Raw genomic sequence first — 18,890 nt, 5'->3', positions numbered from 1 at the left:
CCTCGTCCGGGTGCTGCTCTGCGAGGACCGGGAGGTCTTCCGGCTCGGGCTGCGGGAGGTCCTCGAGGCCGAGCCGGACATCGCCGTCGTCGCCGAGAGGGAGACGCTGCCCGGAGCCCTGGCGGCCGTCGAGGAGGTGACCACGCAGGTGGTCGTCGCCCGTCAGGGCCTCGTCCAGGGACCCATGCTCCCCGTGCTGCGCGAACTCTGCGGCCGCGGGACCGCGGTCCTCGTGCTCGCCGAGCCGCGCGAGGAGGGCGGCCCCGAGCTCGTGCAGGTCCTGCGCGCCGGGGTGCAGGGCTACCTGCCCCGGTGCTCGGCCGCGTCCCGGCTGGTCGAGGCCGTCCGCGCACTGGCCCGGCACGAGCCGGCCATCGACTCGTCGACCACCAACCAGCTGGTGCGCTACCTGACCGACCCCGCGGCTGCGACGGAGGTCCCCGACCGGGTGCTCGACCGGCTCACCGACCGGCAGCGGGAGGTCGCCGAGCTGGTGGCGCAGGGGCTGAGCAACGAGGAGATCGCCCGGCGGCTGTTCCTGAGCCTCGCGACCGTGAAGAGCCACCTCACCGCCTCGATGCGGCGGCTGGGCGTCCGCAGCCGGACCCAGGTCGCCATCCTCGTCAACCGCGACCGCTCGCCGGCGGCCTGAGCGAGGACCTCACCGCCCGAGGCGGGATCGCCGCGGCGGCGGCCGGGGAGGGCGATGGTGCCGGCCGTTCCTGACCGACCCGGCCGGCGGGCTGACGCTGATCAGCGCGCCCGCGTCCCACGCCGAGCCCGGTGTCAGGGCCGGGCCGGTCGAGGACGTCCGGGTGATCGGCGACCGCTTCGGCGACGACGACGGTTCCGGTCCCGTCGGGGACCCGCCGGCCGGCCGTGGGCGGGTGCAGATGGACGTCTTCGTCGGGACCCCACGATCCCGCCGCTGCTGGCCCCGGGTGAGGGCCTCGCGTCCAGGCAGGACTAGCGGCGGCGGCCGAGGAGCCAGCCCACGAGGACGCCGAGCAGGGTGAGTCCCGCACCGCCGAGCGCACCCACGGCGAGGGTCTGCACGTCCGACGTCGCCGCGGCGGACGCGGCCCTGGTCCCGCTGAACACCGCCGGAGCGGCCGCGGACGGCGTTCCCGCGGGAACGCCCGCCGGCGCCGTGTCGGTGGAGCTCACCGCGGCCGACGAGGCGCGCGCCTCGGCCGGCGCGGCCTCCACCGGCGCACCGGAGGTCAGTTCCTGGTCGACGGCGGCGAAGAACTGGCCGGCCATCCGCTTGGCGACGCCGGAGATCATCCGCTGCCCGACCCCGGCGACCGGCCCGCCCACGACGGCGTCGGCCGAGTAGCTGAGCGTCGTCCCCTCGTCGGTGGGCTCCAGGGTGATCGTCACCTTGGCTCGGACGTTGCCCGGCGCGCCCGCGCCCGAGGCGTGCATGACGTAGGAGGAGTGCGGCTGCTGGTCGGTGAGCCGCACCTCCCCGGCGTACGTGCCGCGGATGGCACCGACGCCCACCGCGACGTCCATCCGGTACTCGTCCTCGCCGGTCCGCTGCAGCGTCTGGCAGCCGGGGATCGTCCGCGCCAGCACGGCGGGGTCGGTGATGACCGTCCACACCTGCTCGGGCGACCCGTGCAGCACCGCCGAGCCGTCGAGGTTCACGCGGGCACTCCCGTCTGGAGCGACGTCTGCCGCGAGGCAGCCGTCCGCTCCGCCGTCTCGTCTCTCATCAGGTCGTACAGCTCGGTCGGCGAGATCGGCATCGACGCGATCCGCCGTCCGGTGGCGTCCTCGATCGCCGAGGCGATCGCCGCCGTCCCGGGGATGACCCCCGCCTCGCCGGCGCCCTTGATCCCCAGCGGGTTCAGCGGCGAGGGCGTCTCCTGGTGGTCGATGACCACGTCGGGGACCTCGGAGGCGTAGGGCATGAGGAAGTCCATGAACGACGCGTTCTGCAACTGCCCGTCGGCGTCGTAGGCCATCCGCTCGTACAGCGCCCCGCCCACGCCCTGGGCGACGCCGCCGTGCACCTGGCCCTCGACGATCATCGGGTTGACCACGTTGCCGCAGTCGTGCACGACCGCGTACCGGACGACGTCGATCTCCCAGGTCTGCGGGTCGATCTCCACCACCGCGGCGTGCGCGCCGGAGGCGAACGTCGAGCGGATCGGCGAGTAGTAGTCGCGGTGCTCCAGGCCCGGTGCGTCGCCGGGCGCCACGGGCGGCTTGGAGTCGTCGCCGGGGCCGGCGAACTGGGTGGCCTGCTTGGCCGCCTCGTCGAAGGCGTAGCGCAGCGGGTTGGACAGGACGGCGACCGTGCGCAGCGGGATGGAGGCGCCCGGCGTCCCCTTGACCTGCACCAGGCCCTCGTCGATCTCCATGTCCTCCGGGTTGGCCTCGAGCACCTCGGCCGCGATCCGGATCGCCTTCTCGCGCACCCCGCGGGCGGCCAGCGCGACGGCGTTGCCGCTCATCACCGCCGCGCGCGAGGCGAACGTGCCGACGGCGTACCCGAAGCGCCGCGTGTCGCCGGTGTGCACCTCGACGTCGTCCATGGGCACGCCGAGCTCGGAGGCGACGATCTGGGCGAAGACCGTCTCGTGGCCCTGGCCCTGCGAGGTCAGCCCGGTGGAGACCAGCACCTTGCCGCTGCCGAGCACCTGCACGTGTCCGCCCTCGTAGGGCCCCGGACCGGTGCCCTCCACGTAGAGCGCCATGCCGACGCCGAGCAGCTTCCCGCGCGCCTGCGCGTCGGCCCGCAGCGCCGCGGCCTCGTCCCAGCCGACCAGCGCGACCAGCTTGTCGAGCAGCCCCGGGTAGTCGCCGGAGTCGTAGATGACCGGCCGGCCGTCCTGGAACGTCAGGTGGTGGTCGTAGGGGAACTGGTCGGGCGTGATCAGGTTCCGCCGGCGGACCTCGGCGCGGTCGAGACCGAGCGCGTCGGCGACGCGGTCCATCGTCCGCTCCATCGCGTAGCAGCCCTGCGGCCGCCCGGCGCCCCGGTAGGGCGTGACGATGACGGTGTTGGTGTAGACGCTCTCGACGACCACCCGGTACACCGGCACGACGTAGGGGCCGACCAGCTGGGTGGCCGTCACGATCGGGACGATGATCCCGTAGGGCGTGTAGGCGCCGTTGTCGTGCCAGACGTGCACGTCCAGCGCAGTGATCCGGCCGTCGTCGTCGTACCCGACGGTGATCTCCTGCCGCTGCTGGCGCTCGTGGGCGCTGGAGACGAAGTGCTCGCGGCGGTCCTCGGCCCACTTGACCTCGCGGCCCAGCTTGATGGCCGCCATCGGCACCAGCAGCTCCTCGGGCCACGGGTGCACGATCTTGACGCCGAAGCCGCCGCCCACGTCGGGCGCGATCACCTCGACGCGGTCCAGCGAGAGCTCCAGCTTCGCCGCGATCGCCGCACGCACCGACGTCGAGGCCTGGGTGCTCGAGTGCACGCGCAGGCTCTCGTCGTCGGCGTCCCAACGGGCGTGCACGCCCTTGCCCTCCAGCGGCGTGCAGGCGCTGCGCTCGATGTACTGGGTGAAGGACAGCGTGTGCGGCGCGGCAGCCAGCGCCGGCTCGACGTCGCCGGTCTCCTGGTGGTGCCGAGCCGCCACGTTGTCCGGGATGTCCTCGTGCACGACGGCGCGCGCCTCGCGGGCGGCGTCCACCCCGACGACGACCGGCAGTTCCTCGTAGGTGACGACGATCCGCTCGGCGGCGTCCTCGGCCACGTACCGGTCGGTGGCCACCACCATGACCACGGGCTCGCCGACGTGGTTGACCATGCCGTTGGCCAGCGGGTAGCCGGTGCGCGGTGCGTGCAGCTGCGGGTGGGGGATGAGCACCGGCAGCGGCTCGGCCATCGGGCCGGTGAGGTCCTCGTAGGTGTAGATCGCCACCAGGCCCTCGACGTCGAGTGCCGCCTCGGCGTCGACGCCCAGGATGCGGGCGTGCGCGTGCGGGCTGCGGACGAACGCCGCGGCCAGCACGCCGGCGCCGATGTCGTCGAGGTAGCGGCCCTTGCCCACGATCAGGCGGGCGTCCTCGCGCCGGCGGACCGGCTCCCCGAACAGCTTGGTGGTCACTCGGCGCCCCCGGGAGCCAACAGCGCTACGAAGGCCGTCACCGTGCGTCCCGCATCGTGGTGGCGGCGTGCCGGACGGCCTTCTTGATGTTGGCATAGCCGGTGCACCGGCAGAGGTTGCCGCCGACGAGCTCGTCGACCTCCTCCTCGGTGATCTCCGCGCTCCGGTCCCGCGCCTCGAGGCCCGCCGCGATCGTCACCAGGAAGCCCGGCGTGCAGAACCCGCACTGCAGGGCATGGCACTCGCGGAAGGCCTCCTGCACCGGGTGGAGCACCTGCCCGCCCCGGTGGTCCTCGCGGGCCAGGCCCTCGACGGTGGTCACCTCGGCGCCCTCGACCTGCACGGCCAGCACCAGGCAGGAGCGCACCGGATCGCCGTCGACCAGCACCGTGCAGGAGCCGCAGACGCCGTGGGCGCAGCCGACGTGCGTGCCGGTCAGGCCGAGGTCGTCGCGCAGGAGGTCCGACAGCACCCGGCGCACCGGCACGGTGGCCTCGCGCGGGACGCCGTTGACGGTGACGGTCACGGTCCGCTCGGTGTCGGTCTGCGGCCTGTCGACCGGGGTGGTCATGCTGCGCTCCTCTGGACGGCTTCTGCGGCTGCCTCGGCCAGTGTCCGCTCCGTCAGCACCCCGACGAGCAGCCGCCGGTAGTCCGCGCTGGCGTGGATGTCGGTGTCGGGGTCGACCAGCGTGCGGGCCAGCGCGCCGGCCGCGGCCCAGTCGGCACCGTCCACGGGCTTGCCGGCCACCGCCTCGGTCAGGTCGTGCACCTCGGGCACCAGCCCGACGGAGATGTAGGACGCCCGGACGGCGGACACCCGGCGGTCGGCGTCGAGGGTCACGACGACACCGGCACCGCAGACGGCGTAGTCGCCCTTGCGGCGGGCGATCTCGGCGAAGGCGGTCCCGGAGCGCTCGGGGAGGGCGGGGAAGAAGGCGTCGACGACGACGGCGGGGCCGGCGATCGAGGTCTCCAGCGGCCCGACGAAGAGGTCCTGCCAGCCGACGGTCGAGCGGCCCTCCGGCGTCGCGACGGTCACCGAGCCGCCGGTGAGCGCCAGCACGGAGGTCATCTCGCCCGAGGGGTCGGCGTGCGCGATCGAGCCGACCGTCGTCCCGCGGTTGCGGATCGCCGGGTGGGCGACGTTCGCGGTCGCCCGGGCCAGCAGCGGCTGGACCCGGGTGGCCGGCTCGTCGTGCAGCAGCCGCGCGTGGCGGACCAGGGCCCCCACCCGCACGCCGTCCCCGGTGGCCTCGACGGTGTCGAGGCCGGGCACCCGGTTGACGTCGACCAGCGTGGCCGGCGCCGCGAGCCGCATCGCCAGCAGCGGCAGCAGCGACTGCCCGCCGGCGAGCACCTTGGCGCCGGGGTCGGCGGCCAGGACGTCGAGCGCCTCCTCGAGGGACCGGGGATCGGCGTAGCGGAAGGGAGCGGGTTTCACCGGTCGAGCGTCCCCTTGCGGGTGTCCACGCCGGAACGGGTGTCGGGGCCGGGCCGGCTGTCGACACCGGGACGGCCGACCTCGTCGACCGACGACGGGTCGGAACCGCCCCGCGCGTCGGCATAGCCGCCCGCGGGGCCGCCGTGGTGGCCGCCCGCGGGGCCGCCGCCGTGGTGGCCCAGGGACGAGGCGCTCTCGGGGACGGAGCCCTCGCGCAGGAGCGCGGCCTTCATGTCGGCCGGGGCCAGCGCACGGGCGAGGTGCCAGCCGACGACCGCGACGATCGAGCCCAGCGCGATGCCGTTGAGCGAGAAGTCGTCGGTGAAGGTCAGGGTCACGTTGCCGATGCCGATGATGATCCCGGCCGCGAGCGGCACCAGGTTGACCGGGTTGGCGAAGTCGACCCGGTTCTCCTTCCAGATCTTGGCGCCGAGCAGCCCGATCATCCCGTAGAGGACGACGGTGATGCCGCCGAGCACGCCACCCGGGACGATGTTGATCAGCGCGCCGAACTTGGGGATCAGGCCCAGCAGGATCGCCACGATCGCGGCCACGTAGTACGCCGCCGTCGAGTAGACGCGGGTGGCGGCCATGACGCCGATGTTCTCGGCGTACGTCGTCGTCGGGGAACCGCCGACGGAGGTGGCGATGACCGTGCCGACGCCGTCGGCGAAGACCGCACGGCCCATGACCGGGTCGAGGTCGCGCTTGGTCATCTCGGCCACGGCCTTGACGTGGCCGACGTTCTCGGCGACCAGGGCGATGACGGCGGGGATGACCAGCAGGCTGAAGTTCAGCGAGAAGCTGGGTGCGGTGAAGTCCGGCAGGCCGAACCAGTCGGCCTGGCCGACGGAGTCGAAGTTGATCCGGTCGCGAGTGGTCTCGACCCCGGTGCCGTCGGGCGAGGTGATCTGGCCGGCGGTGGCGTCGAGCAGGATCGAGAGCAGGTAGCCGAAGACCAGGCCGAGCAGGATGGCGATGCGGGCGAGGAAGCCGCGCAGCGCCAGCGAGGCGACGATGACGAAGGTCATCGTGGCGAGCGCGACCCACTGGTCCTGCGGCCAGTAGACGCCCGCGGCGACCGGGGCCAGGTTGAAGCCGATCAGCATGACCACCGCGCCGGTGACGGCCGGCGGCAGCACCTTGTTGATCAGGCCGAGGCCCGCGAAGTGGATCAGCAGACCGACCAGGGCCAGCACGACGCCGGCGACCAGCAGCGCGCCGACGACGTCGCCGGAGTCCCCGCCGTTGGCGCGGATCGCGGCGACACCGCCGACGAAGGCGGCGCTGGTGCCCAGGTAGCTGGGGACCCGGTTCTTGACGATGAGCAGGAAGACGATCGTCGCGATCCCGCTCATCATGATCGCGAGGTTCGGGTCCAGGCCCATGATGAGCGGGAAGACGAAGGTCGCGCCGAACATCGCGACCACGTGCTGGGCGCCGATGCCCACGGTCAGCGGCCACGACAGCCGCTCGTCGGGGGCCACGGCCTCCCCGAGCGGCGGCGTCTTCCCGTCGCCGTAGAGCTTCCAACCGAACGCCATGGGGCCCTCCTCGCGGGCACGACCGATGCGGTCCGGGAGGTGCCGCCACCCCCGGGAGGCGTCACAGTGTCACGCGTCCCAGGGCTTCGGAAGTGCCTCATCGCTAAAACTTCGACCGGCAACAAGATCGTTGCACCGTCGATACCTCACCGCTGAGGGATCGGGACGGTACGGTCACCGGGTGAGCGCTCCAGGCCCCGGAGAGGGCGTCCGGCACGTCTCCCTGCGCAGCGGCGTCTACGCCGACTCCGTCCGGTTGATGCAGGTCAGCCGCGACGTCGGCGCGCGGGAGGGGGTCATCGCGGTGCTCGTCGCGATGGCCACCCCGCTCAACGTCGACCTCGCCGCCGGCATGGGGTTCGCCCCCGACGGGACGCCGTCGCCCGACCAGCTGCTGATCGCCGTCCGGGCCGTGGACGACGACGCGCTGGCCGCCGCGGTGACCGCCGTCGACGCCGCGCTCGCCGAGCGTGAGCGCTCCCGCGCCACCGCCGACGCCCAGCCGGCACGCACGATCGCCGCGGGGCTCGACGACCTCGACCCGGGCACCCCCGCGCTGGCGATCGTCAGCGTCCCCGGGCAGTACGCGGCGCTCGAGGCCGCCGACGCGATCGCCGCCGGGCGCAGCGTCCTGGTCTTCTCCGACGGGGTCCCGGTCGAGCAGGAGGTGGCGCTCAAGCGTGCCGCCCACGAGGCCGGCGTGCTGGTCATGGGTCCCGACTGCGGCACCGCGATCGTGGCGGGCGTCGCGCTCGGCTTCGCCAACGTCGTCCGCCCGGGCCCGGTCGGCGTGGTCGCTGCCTCGGGGACCGGCGCGCAGCAGGTGTCCTGCCTGCTCGACGCGGCCGGCGTCGGCGTCTCGCACGTCCTCGGCGTGGGCGGGCGCGACCTGTCCGAGGCCGTCGGCGGGCTGGCCACCCTCGACGCGCTGGCCGCGCTGGACGCGGACCCGGCCACCGAGCGGGTGCTCGTCGTCTCCAAGCCGCCGGCGCCGTCGGTGGCCGAGGCGGTCGGCCGGGCCGCCGCCGGCCTGTCCACCCCCGTCCGGTCGGCCGCGCTCAGCCCGGAGACGCCCGACCTCACCGCCGCCGTCGAGGCGCTGCTGGGCGACCTGGGGCTCGACGTCCCGGTCTGGCCCTCGCGCCCCGGGCCGGCCGAGGCGGCGCCGCCCGGCGCCGTCCTCAAGGGCCTCTACTCCGGCGGCACGCTCGCCGACGAGGCGATGCTCCTCGCCGCGCCCGTGCTCGGCGACGTCCGCTCCAACACCCCGCTGCGCCCCGAGCTCGGCCTCGTCATCGACCCGTCCGCCCCAGACCTGTCCGCCGCCGGCCACGTGGTGGTCGACTTCGGCGACGACGCCCTGACCGTGGGCCGGGCGCACCCGATGATCGACCCGACCCTGCGGCTGGAGGCGATCGCCCGGCTGGCGGCGAGCGGGGAGCCCGCGGTGCTGCTGCTCGACGTCGTCCTGGGGCACGGCGCCGACGCCGATCCCGCCGCCGCGCTGGCGCCCGCGCTCACCGCCGCGCGGGCGCAGGCGCAGCTGCCCGTCGTCGTCGCGCTGGTCGGCACCGAGGCCGACCCGCAGGGCTGGAGCCGGCAGGCCGACGCCCTCGCCGCGGCCGGTGCCGCGGTCTTCGCCTCCAACGCCGCGGCCACGCGGTACGCCCTCGACCTGCTGGGAGCCGAGCTGTGACCTCGACCGGAGCGCTGGGTGGACTGCTGGACGGCCCGCCGGCCGTCGTCGCCGCGGGGGTGGAGGTCTTCTCCGGCGCGCTGCGCGCCCAGGGCGCCTCGGTGGCCGACGTCGACTGGCGGCCGCCGGCGGTCGGCGACCCCGCCGACCTCGCCGCGCTCGCCCTCGACCCGCGCCGCGCCGCGGCCAACCGGACGGCGGTCGAGCGGGTGCTCGCCGCGGGGTCGGTGCTGGTCGACGTCCGCCCGGCGCGCGAGGTGCTCGGCCTCGAGGACCGCACGCTGCTGCACTCCGGCCCGCCGCTGACCTGGGAGGCGGCGTCCGGCCCGATGCGCGGGGCCCTGGTCGGTGCCTGCCTGTTCGAGGGCTGGGCGTCGACGGTGGAGGAGGCCGAGGCGTTGCTGGCCTCCGGCGGGGTCGCGCTCGAGCCCTGCCACCACCGCTCCGCCGTCGGCCCGATGGCCGGGGTGACCAGCCCGTCGATGTGGGCGTGGTGCCTGGAGGACCCGGTCAACGGCGGGCGGGCGTACTGCAACCTCAACGAGGGCCTGGGCAAGGTGCTGCGGATGGGCGCCTTCAACGAGGAGGTGCTCACCCGGCTGGCCTGGATGCGCGACGTCCTCGGCCCGCTGCTGGCCCGCGCGGTGCGGTCGATGGCCGAGCCGTTCGACGCCAAGGCCGTGCTCGCGCAGATGCTGCAGATGGGCGACGAGGGGCACAACCGCAACCGCGCCGGCTCGCTCATGACGCTGCGCGAGCTGTCCCCGGCGCTGGTGGCGCTGGACGCGCCGTCCGACGACGTCGCCGCCGCGCTGCGCTTCATCGGCGGCAACGAGCACTTCTTCCTCAACCTCGGCATGCCGACGGCGAAGCTCGCCATGGACGCCGCCCGCGACGTCCCCGGCTCGACGCTGGTGACGGTGATGGCCCGCAACGGCACCGAGTTCGGCGTGCAGACCGCCGGCACCGGCGACCGCTGGTTCACCGGCCCCGCGCAGACGCCGGTGGGCCTGTTCCTGGGCGACTACGGCCCCGAGGACGCCAACCCCGACATCGGCGACTCCGCGATCATGGAGACCTACGGCGTCGGCGCCTTCTCGATGGCCGCGGCACCCGCGATCGTGCGGTTCGTCGGCGGCACCGTGCCCGACGCGCTGGCCACCACCGAGCGGATGTACCAGCTCACGCTGGCCGAGAACCCGGCGATGGCCATCCCGATCATGGGCTTCCGCGGCGCCCCGACCGGCATCGACGTCCTCGCCGTGGCCCGCACCGGCTGGCTGCCGCAGATCAACACCGGCATGGCCGGGCGGGTGGCCGGCACCGGCCAGGTGGGCGCCGGACTGGTGCAGCCGCCGCGGGAGTGCTTCGAGCAGGCACTGGCGGCGCTGGCGCAGGAGGCCCGCACCGCCGCCTGACGGCTGCGGTCAGACGCCTCCGAGCACCGCGACGTCGTCGGCGAACGACAGCCGGGCGGCGGTGGCGCCCTGCAGGTCCTCGCGGGTCAGCCCGGCGACCATCTCGCGGACCAGGAAGCCCTCCGGGGTGACGTCGAGGACGGCCAGGTCGGTGTAGACGCGGTCGACCACGCCGGCGGCCGTGAGCGGGTAGCTGCAGCGCGGCACCAGCTTCGGCTCGCCGGCCTTCGTCGTGTGCGTCGTCATCACCAGCACCTGCTTCGCGCCGACGGCGAGGTCCATCGCGCCGCCGACCGCCGGCGGGTGCGCGGCGTCGTCGGTGGCCCAGTTGGCGAGGTCGCCGCGCTCGGAGACCTGGAAGGCGCCGAGCACGGTCAGGTCGACGTGCCCGCCGCGCATCATCAGGAACGCGTCGGTGTGGTGGAAGAACGCCCCACCGGGCAGGAGGGTCACCGGCTGCTTGCCGGCGTTGACCAGCTCGGGGTCCTCCTCGCCGGGTGCCGGGGCCGGGCCCATCCCGAGGATGCCGTTCTCCGAGTGGTAGACGACCTCCTTGTCGGAGCCCACGCAGTCGGCGACCAGCGTCGGCAGCCCGATGCCGAGGTTGACGTAGGCGCCGTCGGGGATGTCCCGGGCGATCCGCCGGGCGACGTCCCGCAGGTCCAGCCTCATGCCGCCGCCACCCGCACCACGCGGTCGACGAAGATCCCCGGCGTCACGATCGCCTCGGGGTCCAGCTCGCCCAGCTCCACGAACTCCTCCACCTGGACGACGGTCAGCGCAGCCGCCGCCGCCATCGTCGGGCCGAAGTTCCGCGCGGCGGTGCGGTACACGAGGTTGCCCCAGCGGTCGGCGCGCGCGGCCTTGACCAGGGCGACGTCGCCGGGCAGGGGCTCCTCGAACACGTGCCGGCGCCCGTCGATCACCCGCACCTCTTTGCCCTCGGCCAGCCGGGTGTCCGCGCCGGTCGGCGTGAAGAACCCGCCGAGTCCCGCGGCCGCGGCGCGCATCCGCTCGCTCAGCGTGCCCTGGGGGACCAGCTCGAGCTCGACCTCGCCGGCCCGCCAGCGCTCCTCGAACCAGACCGAGCCCGCCGAGCGCGGGTACGAGCAGACGATCTTGCGCACCCGGCGCTCGCGGAGCAAGGCGGCGACGTCGGTCTCGCCGGACCCCGCGTTGTTGGTGACGACGGTGAGGTCGGTGGCGCCGCGGTCGAGCAGCGCGTGCACCAGCTCCACCGGGACGCCGGAGGCGCCGAACCCGCCGACCAGCACGGTCGCGCCGTCCTCGATGCCCTCGACGGCGTCGGCCGGCGACCCGACCCTCTTGTCGATCACGTGTCCCTCCGATCGGTCGGCCTGACGCTAACCGGGTGGTGGCCGCACGGCTCGGCCCGCACCCTCCCCGGATGGGGCGTGGCAGCGGCAACGACGTCGTCCGGGTGGGCAAGCGGCTGTCCTACGTCCTGCGGCACCGCCCCGACACCGTCGGTGTGACGCTCGAGGAGGCCGGCTGGGTCGGCGTCGGCACGCGGTGCACCTGAGCCACGACGAGGCCACCGCCCGGACGGTGGGGGAGCGCCGCGGGCGGGCCGCCGTCCTGCGCGTGGACGCCGCGGGCCTCGCCGCCACCGGGGCGGCGTTCACCCGGTCGGCCAACGGCGTGTGGCTGGTCGACGCCGTGCCGCCGGCGGCGCTGCTCGCGGTCGCGCGCGGCTTCGCCGAGGAGGCCGCCGGCACCGGGTCACGCTCGACCCGGTGATCGCCGGGCCGACCCACACCGGCGGCGTCCACCTGGCCTCGCCGCTGGCCTCGGCCACGACCGGCGGGGCGCTGGGGGTCGACGGCGGCTACGTGGACTCGATCCAGCCCTGAGCTCCCCGCGAGATCTGCACACTCGGGGCTCTCCGGTGTCCGGAGGCCCCGAGCGTGCAGATCTCGGGCTGCTCAGGCCTCGACGATCGCGGCCACCGGGCCGCCGCCGGAGGGGCCCTGGTGCACCGCGGCCACCGAGACGAACACCGCCGGGTCGCCGGTCACCGACGCCGCGACGCCGCCGACCGTGGCCTTGATCTGCCGGTGCCAGAAGACGTCGGAGTCGTCGAGCATCGCGTTGCGCCGGTTGCGGACGTAGCCGGTCGGGTCGGCCTCGCACTTGAGGAAGACGTTGACCAGCCGGCCGCCGAGGTCGCTGACGTGCGGCCGCTCGGGCAGGTCGAGCCCGGCCTGGCGGATGGCGTCCCAGATGCCGTCCTGGTCGAGGGCGTCCTTCATCACCGAGTGGCCGATCCGGTACCGCCCGCCGTGCCCGCGCGCGTTGCCCACGACGACGATCTGCGCCCGGTCCAGCTCCACGCCCGACGAGCACGAGGCGACGGCGCTGAACAGGGACAGGTCGCGCATGACCTGCTTCTGCTCCGGCATCTCGATCTCGCCCAGCGCCACCGCGATGCCCAGCGCCGTCGTGCCGTTGGACAGGTCCATCGAGCCGTGCGGCTCGTCGTAGTACGTCTCCTTGCCGCGGCTCTTCGCGTCGCGGATGGTCTCGATGGTCAGCAGCGGCGTCTTGGTCTGCACGTAGTGGACGTCGGCGGGGTCGGTGATCCCGGCGGCCTCCATCGCGCGGCGCACGCCCTCGGCGACCTTCTCCACCATCGAGATGCGGCCGATGTCCTCGGGCAGCAGGACGTCGCTCATCGCGTAGCCGACGGTCAGCCGCGGCTCGTCGGTCTTCTCGACGGCGTCCTCCGGCAGCGTCGCGAAGATCGTGGCGTGCGGGCTGATGACGCCGTCGGTCCCGCCCGACCAGACGATCGGGACCTCCCCGACCTCCTCCTTGCTGCGCGTGCCCTTCTCCAGCAGCACCTCGCGGAAGGCGCGGTCGGCGATGATCCGCGTGTAGTCGTTGACGCCGCCGTTGCCCTCGGTCTTGCCGATGACGGCGACGACCCGGTCGGCCTCCATGACGCCGTCGTCGATGAGCCTGGCCAGCTCGCTGGCGTCGCTCACGTTGTGCAGCGGGACCTTGCGGACCTCGATCGGTGCGGGCACGAGACCACTACTCCTTCGTTCTCAGGGGTTGGCCCTCCTGCAGGGTCCCGCCGCGAGCTCGCGAGCGGTGGGGGCAGGAGGGTCATTCTTCTTCTCTACGCAGCGGTCAGGACGGTGCCGACGGCGTCCCCGGTGACGGCGTCGGCGATGTTCTCCAGCGAGGTGACGACGGCACGGTCGCCGCCACCCTCCACGAAACGCAGTGCGGCCTCGACCTTGGGGCCCATGCTGCCGCTGCCGAACTCCCCGGCGTCGGCGTGCCCGCGCAGCTCGGCGGGGGTGACCCGGCCCAGCGGGCGGACGGCGTCGGTGCCCCAGCCGAGGACGACGTTCGGGACGTCGGTGGCGACGACGAGGGTGTCCGCGCCGAGCTCGCGGGCGAGCAGCGCGGCGGTGAGGTCCTTGTCGATGACCGCCTCGACGCCGGACAGCGGCCCGCCGCCCTCGACGACGGGCACGCCGCCGCCCCCGGCGCAGACGACGACGAACCCGGCCGCGACCAGCGCGGCGATGGCCGGCGCGTCGACGACCGACCGCGGCTCCGGCGAGGCCACCACCCGCCGCCAGCCGCGCGCGCCGCGGTCCTCCCACCGCTGGCCCAGCGCCAGGAAGCGCGCGGCCTCCTCGGCGGGCAGGTAGCGGCCGACCGGCTTCGACGGCGCGAGGAAGTGCGGGTCGGCGGGGTCGACGAGGGTGCGGGTGACCAGCGCCGCCGTCCGCCGGTCCAGTCCGCGGGCGGCCAGGGCGGCGTCGAGCTCGTCGGCGAGGGTGAAGCCCACCGTGGCCTGCGTCTGCGCCACGCACCAGTCCAGCGGCACCGGCGGCACGACCGCGGCGGCCATCTCGTTCTTGACCAGCAGGTTGCCCACCTGCGGCCCGTTGCCGTGGGTGAGGACCACCTCGACGCCCGCGGCCACCACCTCGGCGATCGCGGCGGCGGCGACGGCGAGCGCGGCGCGCTGGGCGGCCGGCGTCGCCGAGCCGTCCGGGCCGGTCATCGCGTTGCCGCCCAGGGCGATCACGGCACGGCGGGAGGTCACCCGGAGAACGGTAGCGGCAACTCCCTTAGCGGTGAAGTAAAACGGCGCAAACGGATCCCGGTCCTGCTCGTCGTGACCGGAGGAGGATCGCGGTGCCCGCCGGGAGGAGGACACCGTGCTCGTCCGCTTCGGCCTCGACACGCGCGCGACTCCCGAGCAGGTCCTCGCTGCCTTCACCGACGTCAGCGACCGCCGGCTCGAGGTGTGGTCGCGGACCCTCGACCCGGCGAAGTACGAGGTCCGCGAGCGGGGCGAGGGCTGGGCCGTCGTCCGCGAGGGCAGCGCGGGCGTCCGCCTCTGGGTGCTGCTGCGCTACGAGTGGCCGACCCCCGACCGGGTCACCTGGACCCTGCTCGACAGCGACCACTGCGACCGGGGCGCCGGCGAGCTCCGGATCACCCCGCGTGCCGACGGCGGCAGCCACGTCGACGTGACGATGCGCCACTCCGGCGGCAGGGGGCTGCGCGGGAAGGCCGTGCTGCTCGTCCAGGGACTGCTCGCGCCGGTGACCCTCCCCCGGATGTGGCGGACCGCGCTGGACGGGGTGGCCGGCTGAGTCAGCGGTGCCAGAAGTCGAAGCGGTCGCGGCCCGGGCGGAACCCGGCCGCCTCGACGACGTCGACGGCGAGGTCGAAGCGCTGGCCCACCGCGGCCGGCTGGTGGGCGTCGCTGCCGAAGCTGACCGCCTCGCCGCCCTCCTCCCGGAACCAGCGCACCTGGTCGACCGAGGCCAGCGGGCTGCTGGTGTTGACCTCGAGTGCCCGCCCGGTGCCGGCGAGGGCGCGGAACACCGCGCGGTACTCCTCCTCGTAGTCCTTCTCCACGTACCGGTGCGAGCCGCCGGGCCAGTACCGCCGCGGGAAGTCCACGTGCGCGAGGACCTGGAAGACGTCGCTGCTCTCGACCATGTCGACGACCTCGGCGAGGTAGCGGCGCATCGTGCCGTCGGCGTCCTGGTAGAGCAGCTGCCCGACGCCGTAGAGCCGGTCGCCGTCGTGCAGGGAGTGCAGCGAGCCGAGCACCCGGTCGACCGGTGCGTCGGCGAGGTGGGCGGCGATGCTGGCCGAGAACAGGTGCGGCTCGCCGGCCTCCACGCCGGACCAGACCCGCAGCTCGGGGAACCGCTCGCGGACCTCGGCCAGCTCGGCCCAGTAGCCCTCGGTGTCGATGGGGGCGTGCCGCGAGGCGTGCCGGTCGACCAGGCCCAGCGTGGTGGCCCGGTCGTCGGCTCCCCACACGGTGAAGTCCAGGTGCTCGGTGAAGGCGATCGCCGGCAACCCCAGCGCCACGGCCTGCTCGCAGGCCCGGGCCATCGTCACGCTGCTCGGGGTGTCCCACGACCACCCGGTGTGCACGTGGTTGTCCGGCGGTCGCATCGTCCCCATCCTGCCCGTCGTCCCCAGGTCGCGCTCGGACGGTCCCGCTGTCGGGGGACGCACCTAGTGTCGGCACCCATGAGCACTGCCGCGCCGCCGTCCGACTCCGTCGACAGTGTCGTGGCCGCCGAGGCCCTCGGGGTCCTCCGCGAGCTGACCGGCCGCCCGGACGCGGTCTTCCGCGAGGGCCAGGACGCCGCCGTCGCCGCGCTGGTCGAGCGCTCCGAGCGCGCGCTGGTCGTGCAGCGCACCGGGTGGGGGAAGTCGGCGGTCTACTTCGTCTCCACCGCGCTGCTGCGCCGCCGCGGCGCAGGCCCCACCCTGCTGGTCAGCCCGCTGCTCGCGCTGATGCGCGACCAGGTGGCCGCGGCCGCGCGGGCCGGCATCCGCGCCGTCGAGATCTCCAGCGCCAACGCCACCGAGTGGGACGACGTCGCCGCGCGCCTGGCCGCCGACGAGGTCGACGTCCTGCTCGTCTCCCCGGAGCGGCTGACCAACCCGCGCTTCCGCGAGGAGCAGCTGCCCGGCCTGGTCGCCCGCTGCGGGCTGCTCGTCGTCGACGAGGCGCACTGCGTCTCCGACTGGGGCCACGACTTCCGCCCCGACTACCGCCGCATCCGCGACCTGCTCGGCACCCTCCCGCCGGCCACCCCGGTCCTGGCGACGACGGCCACGGCCAACGAGCGCGTGGTGGCCGACGTCGCCGAGCAGCTCGGCGCCGGCGGCGTCGGGGTGACCACGGTCCGCGGCCCGCTGGCGCGGGACTCGCTGCGCCTGGGCGTCCTGCGCCTGCCCACCGACCGCGCGCGGCTGGCCTGGCTGGCCGCCCACCTCGGCGACCTGCCCGGCAGCGGCATCGTCTACACGCTCACGGTCGCCGCCGCCGAGGAGACGGCGGGGCTGCTGCGCGACGCCGGGCACGACGTGCGCGCCTACACCGGCCGCCTCGACGACGCCGACCGCAAGGAGGCCGAGGAGGCGCTGCGGGCGAACCGCGTGAAGGCGCTCGTGGCCACCTCCGCGCTGGGCATGGGCTTCGACAAGCCCGACCTCGGGTTCGTCGTCCACCTCGGGGCGCCGTCGTCGCCGGTCAGCTACTACCAGCAGGTGGGCCGCGCCGGCCGCGCCGTCGAGCACGCCGACGTCCTGCTCCTGCCCGGACCCGAGGACCTCGCCATCTGGCAGTGGTTCGCCACCTCCTCCATGCCGCGCGAGGACCACGCCGCCGCCGTCCTGACCGCGATGGCCGACGGGAAGGCGTGGTCGGTCGCGCGCCTGGAGACGGTGGCCGACGTCCGCCGCTCCCGGCTCGAGCTGCTGCTCAAGGTCCTCGCCGTCGACGGGGCCGTGGAGCGGGTGCAGGGCGGCTGGCGGTCCACCGGCCGCCCGTGGGTCTACGACGGCGACCGCTACGCGCGCGTCGCGCGCACCCGCGAGACCGAGCAGCGCGCGATGATCACCTACGCGCAGCCGGTCGACGAGGCGCGCTGCCGGATGGCCTTCCTCCAGGAGGCGCTCGACGACCCGACCGCGGCGCCCTGCGGCCGCTGCGACGTCTGCGCCGGCCCCTGGTACCCGACCGACGTCCCCGAGGGGGCGGCACGGGCCGCCTCCGCCGCGCTCGACCGCCCGGGCGTCGAGCTCGCCCCGCGCGCCCAGTGGCCCACCGGCGCCGACCGGCTGGGGGTGGAGGTCAAGGGCAAGATCGCCGCGGGGGAGCTGCTGGAGCCCGGCCGGGCCGTCGCCCGGCTCACCGACCTCGGCTGGGGACAGCGGCTGCGCACCCTCCTCGGTGACGACGGCGTGGGCGGCACGGTGACCCTCGACCTCGAGGCGCCGGGGCTGGAGGAGGACCCCGACGCGGCCTTCGACGTCTCCGTGCAGCGGTCGGTCTCCGACGTCCCGCCCGACGAGGAGCTGCTGCGGGCCTGTGCCCGGGTGCTGGGCGCGTGGGACTGGGCGGAGCGGCCGGCCGCCGTGGTCGCCGTCCCCTCGCGCCGCCGACCGCGTCTCGTGACCGGGGTGGCGCAGGGGCTCGCGCAGCTGGGCCGGTTGCCGTACCTGGGGGAGATGTCCCTCGCCCACGGCGGGCCGACGGGTGGACCGGGCGGCAACAGCGCCTTCCGGCTGGCGGGGGTGTGGCAGCGGATCGTCGTCGGCCCGGAGTTGCGGTCGCGGCTCGAGGAGCTGGGCGCGGTGCCGGTCCTGCTCGTCGACGACCTCGCCGACTCCCGCTGGACCATGACCGTCGCCGGACGGGAACTGCGGCTGGCCGGCGCCTCCCGCGTCCTGCCCTTCGCCCTCGCGCTGACCGCGTAGGGACTCGTACACCCGTTCGATCGCCGCTAGCCTGCCGCCATGACGCTCGCGCACCAGCCGTCGATGTTCGACGTCGCCGAGGAGGCCGTGCTCACGCCGCTGCGGGGTCGCGTCCGGCGCCACGTGCTCAGCCGCGGGGCGTGGGTCGACCACCTCCCGGGCTGGGTGAACGGCTCGGACGAGGTGCTCGAGGTGCTCCTCGGGGACATCGGCTGGCGGGCCGACCGCCGGCAGGTGTACGACCGCGAGGTCGCCGTGCCGCGCCTCCTGCGCTGGTACGGCCGCGGGGAGGCCCTGCCGCACCCGCTGCTCACCGAGGCCCGCGCCGCGCTGGACGCCCACTACGCCCCGGAACTCGGCGAGCCGTTCGTCACCGCGGGGATGTGCCTGTACCGGGACGGCCGCGACGGCGTCGCCTGGCACGGCGACCGCCTGGGCCGCAGCCGCTCCCAGGACACGATGGTCGCGATCGTCTCCTTCGGGTCGCCCCGGCCCCTGCTCCTCCGACCCGTCGGCGGCGGGGAGGGGCGGCGCTTCCCGCTGGGCCACGGGGACCTCGTCGTCATGGGCGGCTCGTGCCAGCGCACCTGGGAGCACTGCATCCCGAAGACGACGAGGCCGGTCGGGCCCCGGGTCAGCGTCCAGTTCCGCCCCGCGGGCGTGGCCTGACCCTGGGCACCCCCCTGCGCGACCCCTCCGAGGGCGTGTATGGTCTTCCCTGCACCGAGCGCGAACGGACCGGGCCGCCAGCCTGGTCAACCGCCGGACGAGCCCCCGAGGTTCGACTGCTGCGGAGCCGGTGTACAGTGTGGACACCGCCTCGGACAACGGCCCAAAAGGCCCGGGTACGAGTGCGTCCGCTCCTTGAGAACTCAACAGCGTGCCGAAAGTCAGTGCCAAGTAGTAACCCCGTCCGTGTCCTGTGGGG

General features: G+C 74.7%; 18 protein-coding genes. 8 read left to right on the top strand and 10 right to left on the bottom strand.

All coding sequences use genetic code 11. The features are described from left to right. The first annotated feature begins 10 nt into the window (after window positions 1–10). Window positions 11–652, top strand: a complete 642-nt coding sequence (locus tag HLV61_RS15845) for a response regulator transcription factor (RefSeq protein ID WP_369257094.1) — start codon at window positions 11–13, stop codon at window positions 650–652. Window positions 653–966: 314 nt separating this feature from the next. On the opposite strand, the gene HLV61_RS15840 is transcribed toward HLV61_RS15845, so the two are convergent. From HLV61_RS15840 to HLV61_RS15820, 5 genes are read right to left on the bottom strand one after another with little or no spacing between them, the layout of a single operon-like run. Then, the gene (locus HLV61_RS15840; protein ID WP_369257092.1) at window positions 967–1,653 is read right to left on the bottom strand and encodes an SRPBCC family protein; all 687 of its coding nucleotides are present in this window, start codon (window positions 1,651–1,653) and stop codon (window positions 967–969) included. Next, window positions 1,650–4,076 carry an aerobic carbon-monoxide dehydrogenase large subunit gene (cutA, locus tag HLV61_RS15835; RefSeq protein WP_369257090.1) on the bottom strand — a complete coding sequence of 809 codons (2,427 nt, stop codon included), beginning with the start codon at window positions 4,074–4,076 and terminating at the stop codon, window positions 1,650–1,652. Before cutA ends, HLV61_RS15840 begins: the two co-directional genes overlap by 4 nt. A 37-nt stretch (window positions 4,077–4,113) precedes the next feature. Continuing rightward, window positions 4,114–4,647 carry a (2Fe-2S)-binding protein gene (locus tag HLV61_RS15830; protein WP_369257088.1) on the bottom strand — a complete coding sequence of 178 codons (534 nt, stop codon included), beginning with the start codon at window positions 4,645–4,647 and terminating at the stop codon, window positions 4,114–4,116. Further along, entirely contained in the window at window positions 4,644–5,519 is an 876-nt protein-coding gene (locus tag HLV61_RS15825; RefSeq protein ID WP_369257086.1) for an FAD binding domain-containing protein, read from the bottom strand. The genes HLV61_RS15830 and HLV61_RS15825 overlap by 4 nt, the downstream gene beginning before the upstream one ends. Further along, window positions 5,516–7,063, bottom strand: a complete 1,548-nt coding sequence (locus tag HLV61_RS15820) for a uracil-xanthine permease family protein (RefSeq protein WP_369257084.1) — start codon at window positions 7,061–7,063, stop codon at window positions 5,516–5,518. Before HLV61_RS15820 ends, HLV61_RS15825 begins: the two co-directional genes overlap by 4 nt. A gap of 181 nt (window positions 7,064–7,244) precedes the next feature. On the opposite strand from HLV61_RS15820, the gene HLV61_RS15815 reads away from it, so the two are divergent. Together HLV61_RS15815 and HLV61_RS15810 are read left to right on the top strand one after the other, a co-directional pair. After that, window positions 7,245–8,759, top strand: a complete 1,515-nt coding sequence (locus HLV61_RS15815; protein ID WP_369257082.1) for an FdrA family protein — start codon at window positions 7,245–7,247, stop codon at window positions 8,757–8,759. Beyond that, the gene (locus tag HLV61_RS15810) at window positions 8,756–10,177 is read left to right on the top strand and encodes a DUF1116 domain-containing protein (protein ID WP_369257080.1); all 1,422 of its coding nucleotides are present in this window, start codon (window positions 8,756–8,758) and stop codon (window positions 10,175–10,177) included. Before HLV61_RS15815 ends, HLV61_RS15810 begins: the two co-directional genes overlap by 4 nt. 9 nt (window positions 10,178–10,186) lie before the next feature. Here the strand turns inward: HLV61_RS15810 and HLV61_RS15805 are convergent, their stop codons facing one another. Together HLV61_RS15805 and HLV61_RS15800 are read right to left on the bottom strand one after the other, a co-directional pair. Beyond that, entirely contained in the window at window positions 10,187–10,849 is a 663-nt protein-coding gene (locus HLV61_RS15805; protein WP_369257078.1) for a 3-oxoacid CoA-transferase subunit B, read from the bottom strand. Continuing rightward, window positions 10,846–11,514 (bottom strand): 3-oxoacid CoA-transferase subunit A, encoded by a 669-nt coding sequence (locus tag HLV61_RS15800; protein WP_369257076.1) that lies wholly within the window; start codon window positions 11,512–11,514, stop codon window positions 10,846–10,848. Before HLV61_RS15800 ends, HLV61_RS15805 begins: the two co-directional genes overlap by 4 nt. Before the next feature lie 71 nt (window positions 11,515–11,585). Between HLV61_RS15800 and HLV61_RS15795 the strand changes: the two genes are divergently transcribed. Both HLV61_RS15795 and HLV61_RS15790 read left to right on the top strand, forming a co-directional pair. Next, complete coding sequence (locus HLV61_RS15795; RefSeq protein ID WP_369257074.1) at window positions 11,586–11,720, top strand: RNA 2'-phosphotransferase; 135 nt, start codon at window positions 11,586–11,588, stop codon at window positions 11,718–11,720. Then, entirely contained in the window at window positions 11,711–11,938 is a 228-nt protein-coding gene (locus HLV61_RS15790) for an RNA 2'-phosphotransferase (protein WP_369257072.1), read from the top strand. The genes HLV61_RS15795 and HLV61_RS15790 overlap by 10 nt, the downstream gene beginning before the upstream one ends. Window positions 11,939–12,123: 185 nt before the next feature. Here HLV61_RS15790 and HLV61_RS15785 read toward each other — a convergent pair whose 3' ends face one another. Both HLV61_RS15785 and HLV61_RS15780 read right to left on the bottom strand, forming a co-directional pair. Then, on the bottom strand, window positions 12,124–13,227 hold the full coding sequence (locus HLV61_RS15785) for a ring-opening amidohydrolase (protein ID WP_369257070.1): 1,104 nt from the start codon (window positions 13,225–13,227) through the stop codon (window positions 12,124–12,126). Window positions 13,228–13,322: 95 nt separating this feature from the next. Further along, window positions 13,323–14,267, bottom strand: coding sequence for a carbamate kinase (locus tag HLV61_RS15780; protein ID WP_369257068.1), 945 nt, complete (start codon window positions 14,265–14,267; stop codon window positions 13,323–13,325). Between the two features lie 115 nt (window positions 14,268–14,382). On the opposite strand from HLV61_RS15780, the gene HLV61_RS15775 reads away from it, so the two are divergent. Continuing rightward, the gene (locus tag HLV61_RS15775) at window positions 14,383–14,823 is read left to right on the top strand and encodes an SRPBCC family protein (protein WP_369257066.1); all 441 of its coding nucleotides are present in this window, start codon (window positions 14,383–14,385) and stop codon (window positions 14,821–14,823) included. Window position 14,824: 1 nt separating this feature from the next. On the opposite strand, the gene HLV61_RS15770 is transcribed toward HLV61_RS15775, so the two are convergent. Next, on the bottom strand, window positions 14,825–15,643 hold the full coding sequence (locus tag HLV61_RS15770; protein ID WP_369257064.1) for a PHP domain-containing protein: 819 nt from the start codon (window positions 15,641–15,643) through the stop codon (window positions 14,825–14,827). 78 nt (window positions 15,644–15,721) lie between these two features. On the opposite strand from HLV61_RS15770, the gene HLV61_RS15765 reads away from it, so the two are divergent. Both HLV61_RS15765 and HLV61_RS15760 read left to right on the top strand, forming a co-directional pair. Further along, entirely contained in the window at window positions 15,722–17,962 is a 2,241-nt protein-coding gene (locus HLV61_RS15765) for a RecQ family ATP-dependent DNA helicase (RefSeq protein WP_369257062.1), read from the top strand. Window positions 17,963–18,001: 39 nt separating this feature from the next. Continuing rightward, the gene (locus HLV61_RS15760; RefSeq protein WP_369257060.1) at window positions 18,002–18,631 is read left to right on the top strand and encodes an alpha-ketoglutarate-dependent dioxygenase AlkB; all 630 of its coding nucleotides are present in this window, start codon (window positions 18,002–18,004) and stop codon (window positions 18,629–18,631) included. Window positions 18,632–18,890: the final 259 nt, after the last annotated feature.

This window comes from Geodermatophilus amargosae, assembly GCF_041028265.1.
In the GTDB taxonomy this organism is placed as follows: Bacteria; Actinomycetota; Actinomycetes; order Mycobacteriales; family Geodermatophilaceae; genus Geodermatophilus; species Geodermatophilus amargosae_A.
The sequence above is the reverse complement of the archived record's forward strand: the minus strand, read 5'-3'. Positions and strand labels throughout refer to the sequence as shown.

Excerpts from the sequence above, each read along its gene's own strand:
- HLV61_RS15795 (WP_369257074.1), top strand. The coding sequence starts at position 11,586 with ATGGGGCGTGGCAGCGGCAACGACGTCGTCCGGGTGGGCAAGCGGCTG.
- HLV61_RS15820 (WP_369257084.1), bottom strand. The coding sequence starts at position 7,063 with ATGGCGTTCGGTTGGAAGCTCTACGGCGACGGGAAGACGCCGCCGCTC.
- HLV61_RS15830 (WP_369257088.1), bottom strand. The coding sequence starts at position 4,647 with ATGACCACCCCGGTCGACAGGCCGCAGACCGACACCGAGCGGACCGTG.
- HLV61_RS15760 (WP_369257060.1), top strand. The coding sequence starts at position 18,002 with ATGACGCTCGCGCACCAGCCGTCGATGTTCGACGTCGCCGAGGAGGCC.
- HLV61_RS15765 (WP_369257062.1), top strand. The coding sequence starts at position 15,722 with ATGAGCACTGCCGCGCCGCCGTCCGACTCCGTCGACAGTGTCGTGGCC.
- HLV61_RS15805 (WP_369257078.1), bottom strand. The coding sequence starts at position 10,849 with ATGAGGCTGGACCTGCGGGACGTCGCCCGGCGGATCGCCCGGGACATC.
- HLV61_RS15770 (WP_369257064.1), bottom strand. The coding sequence starts at position 15,643 with ATGCGACCGCCGGACAACCACGTGCACACCGGGTGGTCGTGGGACACC.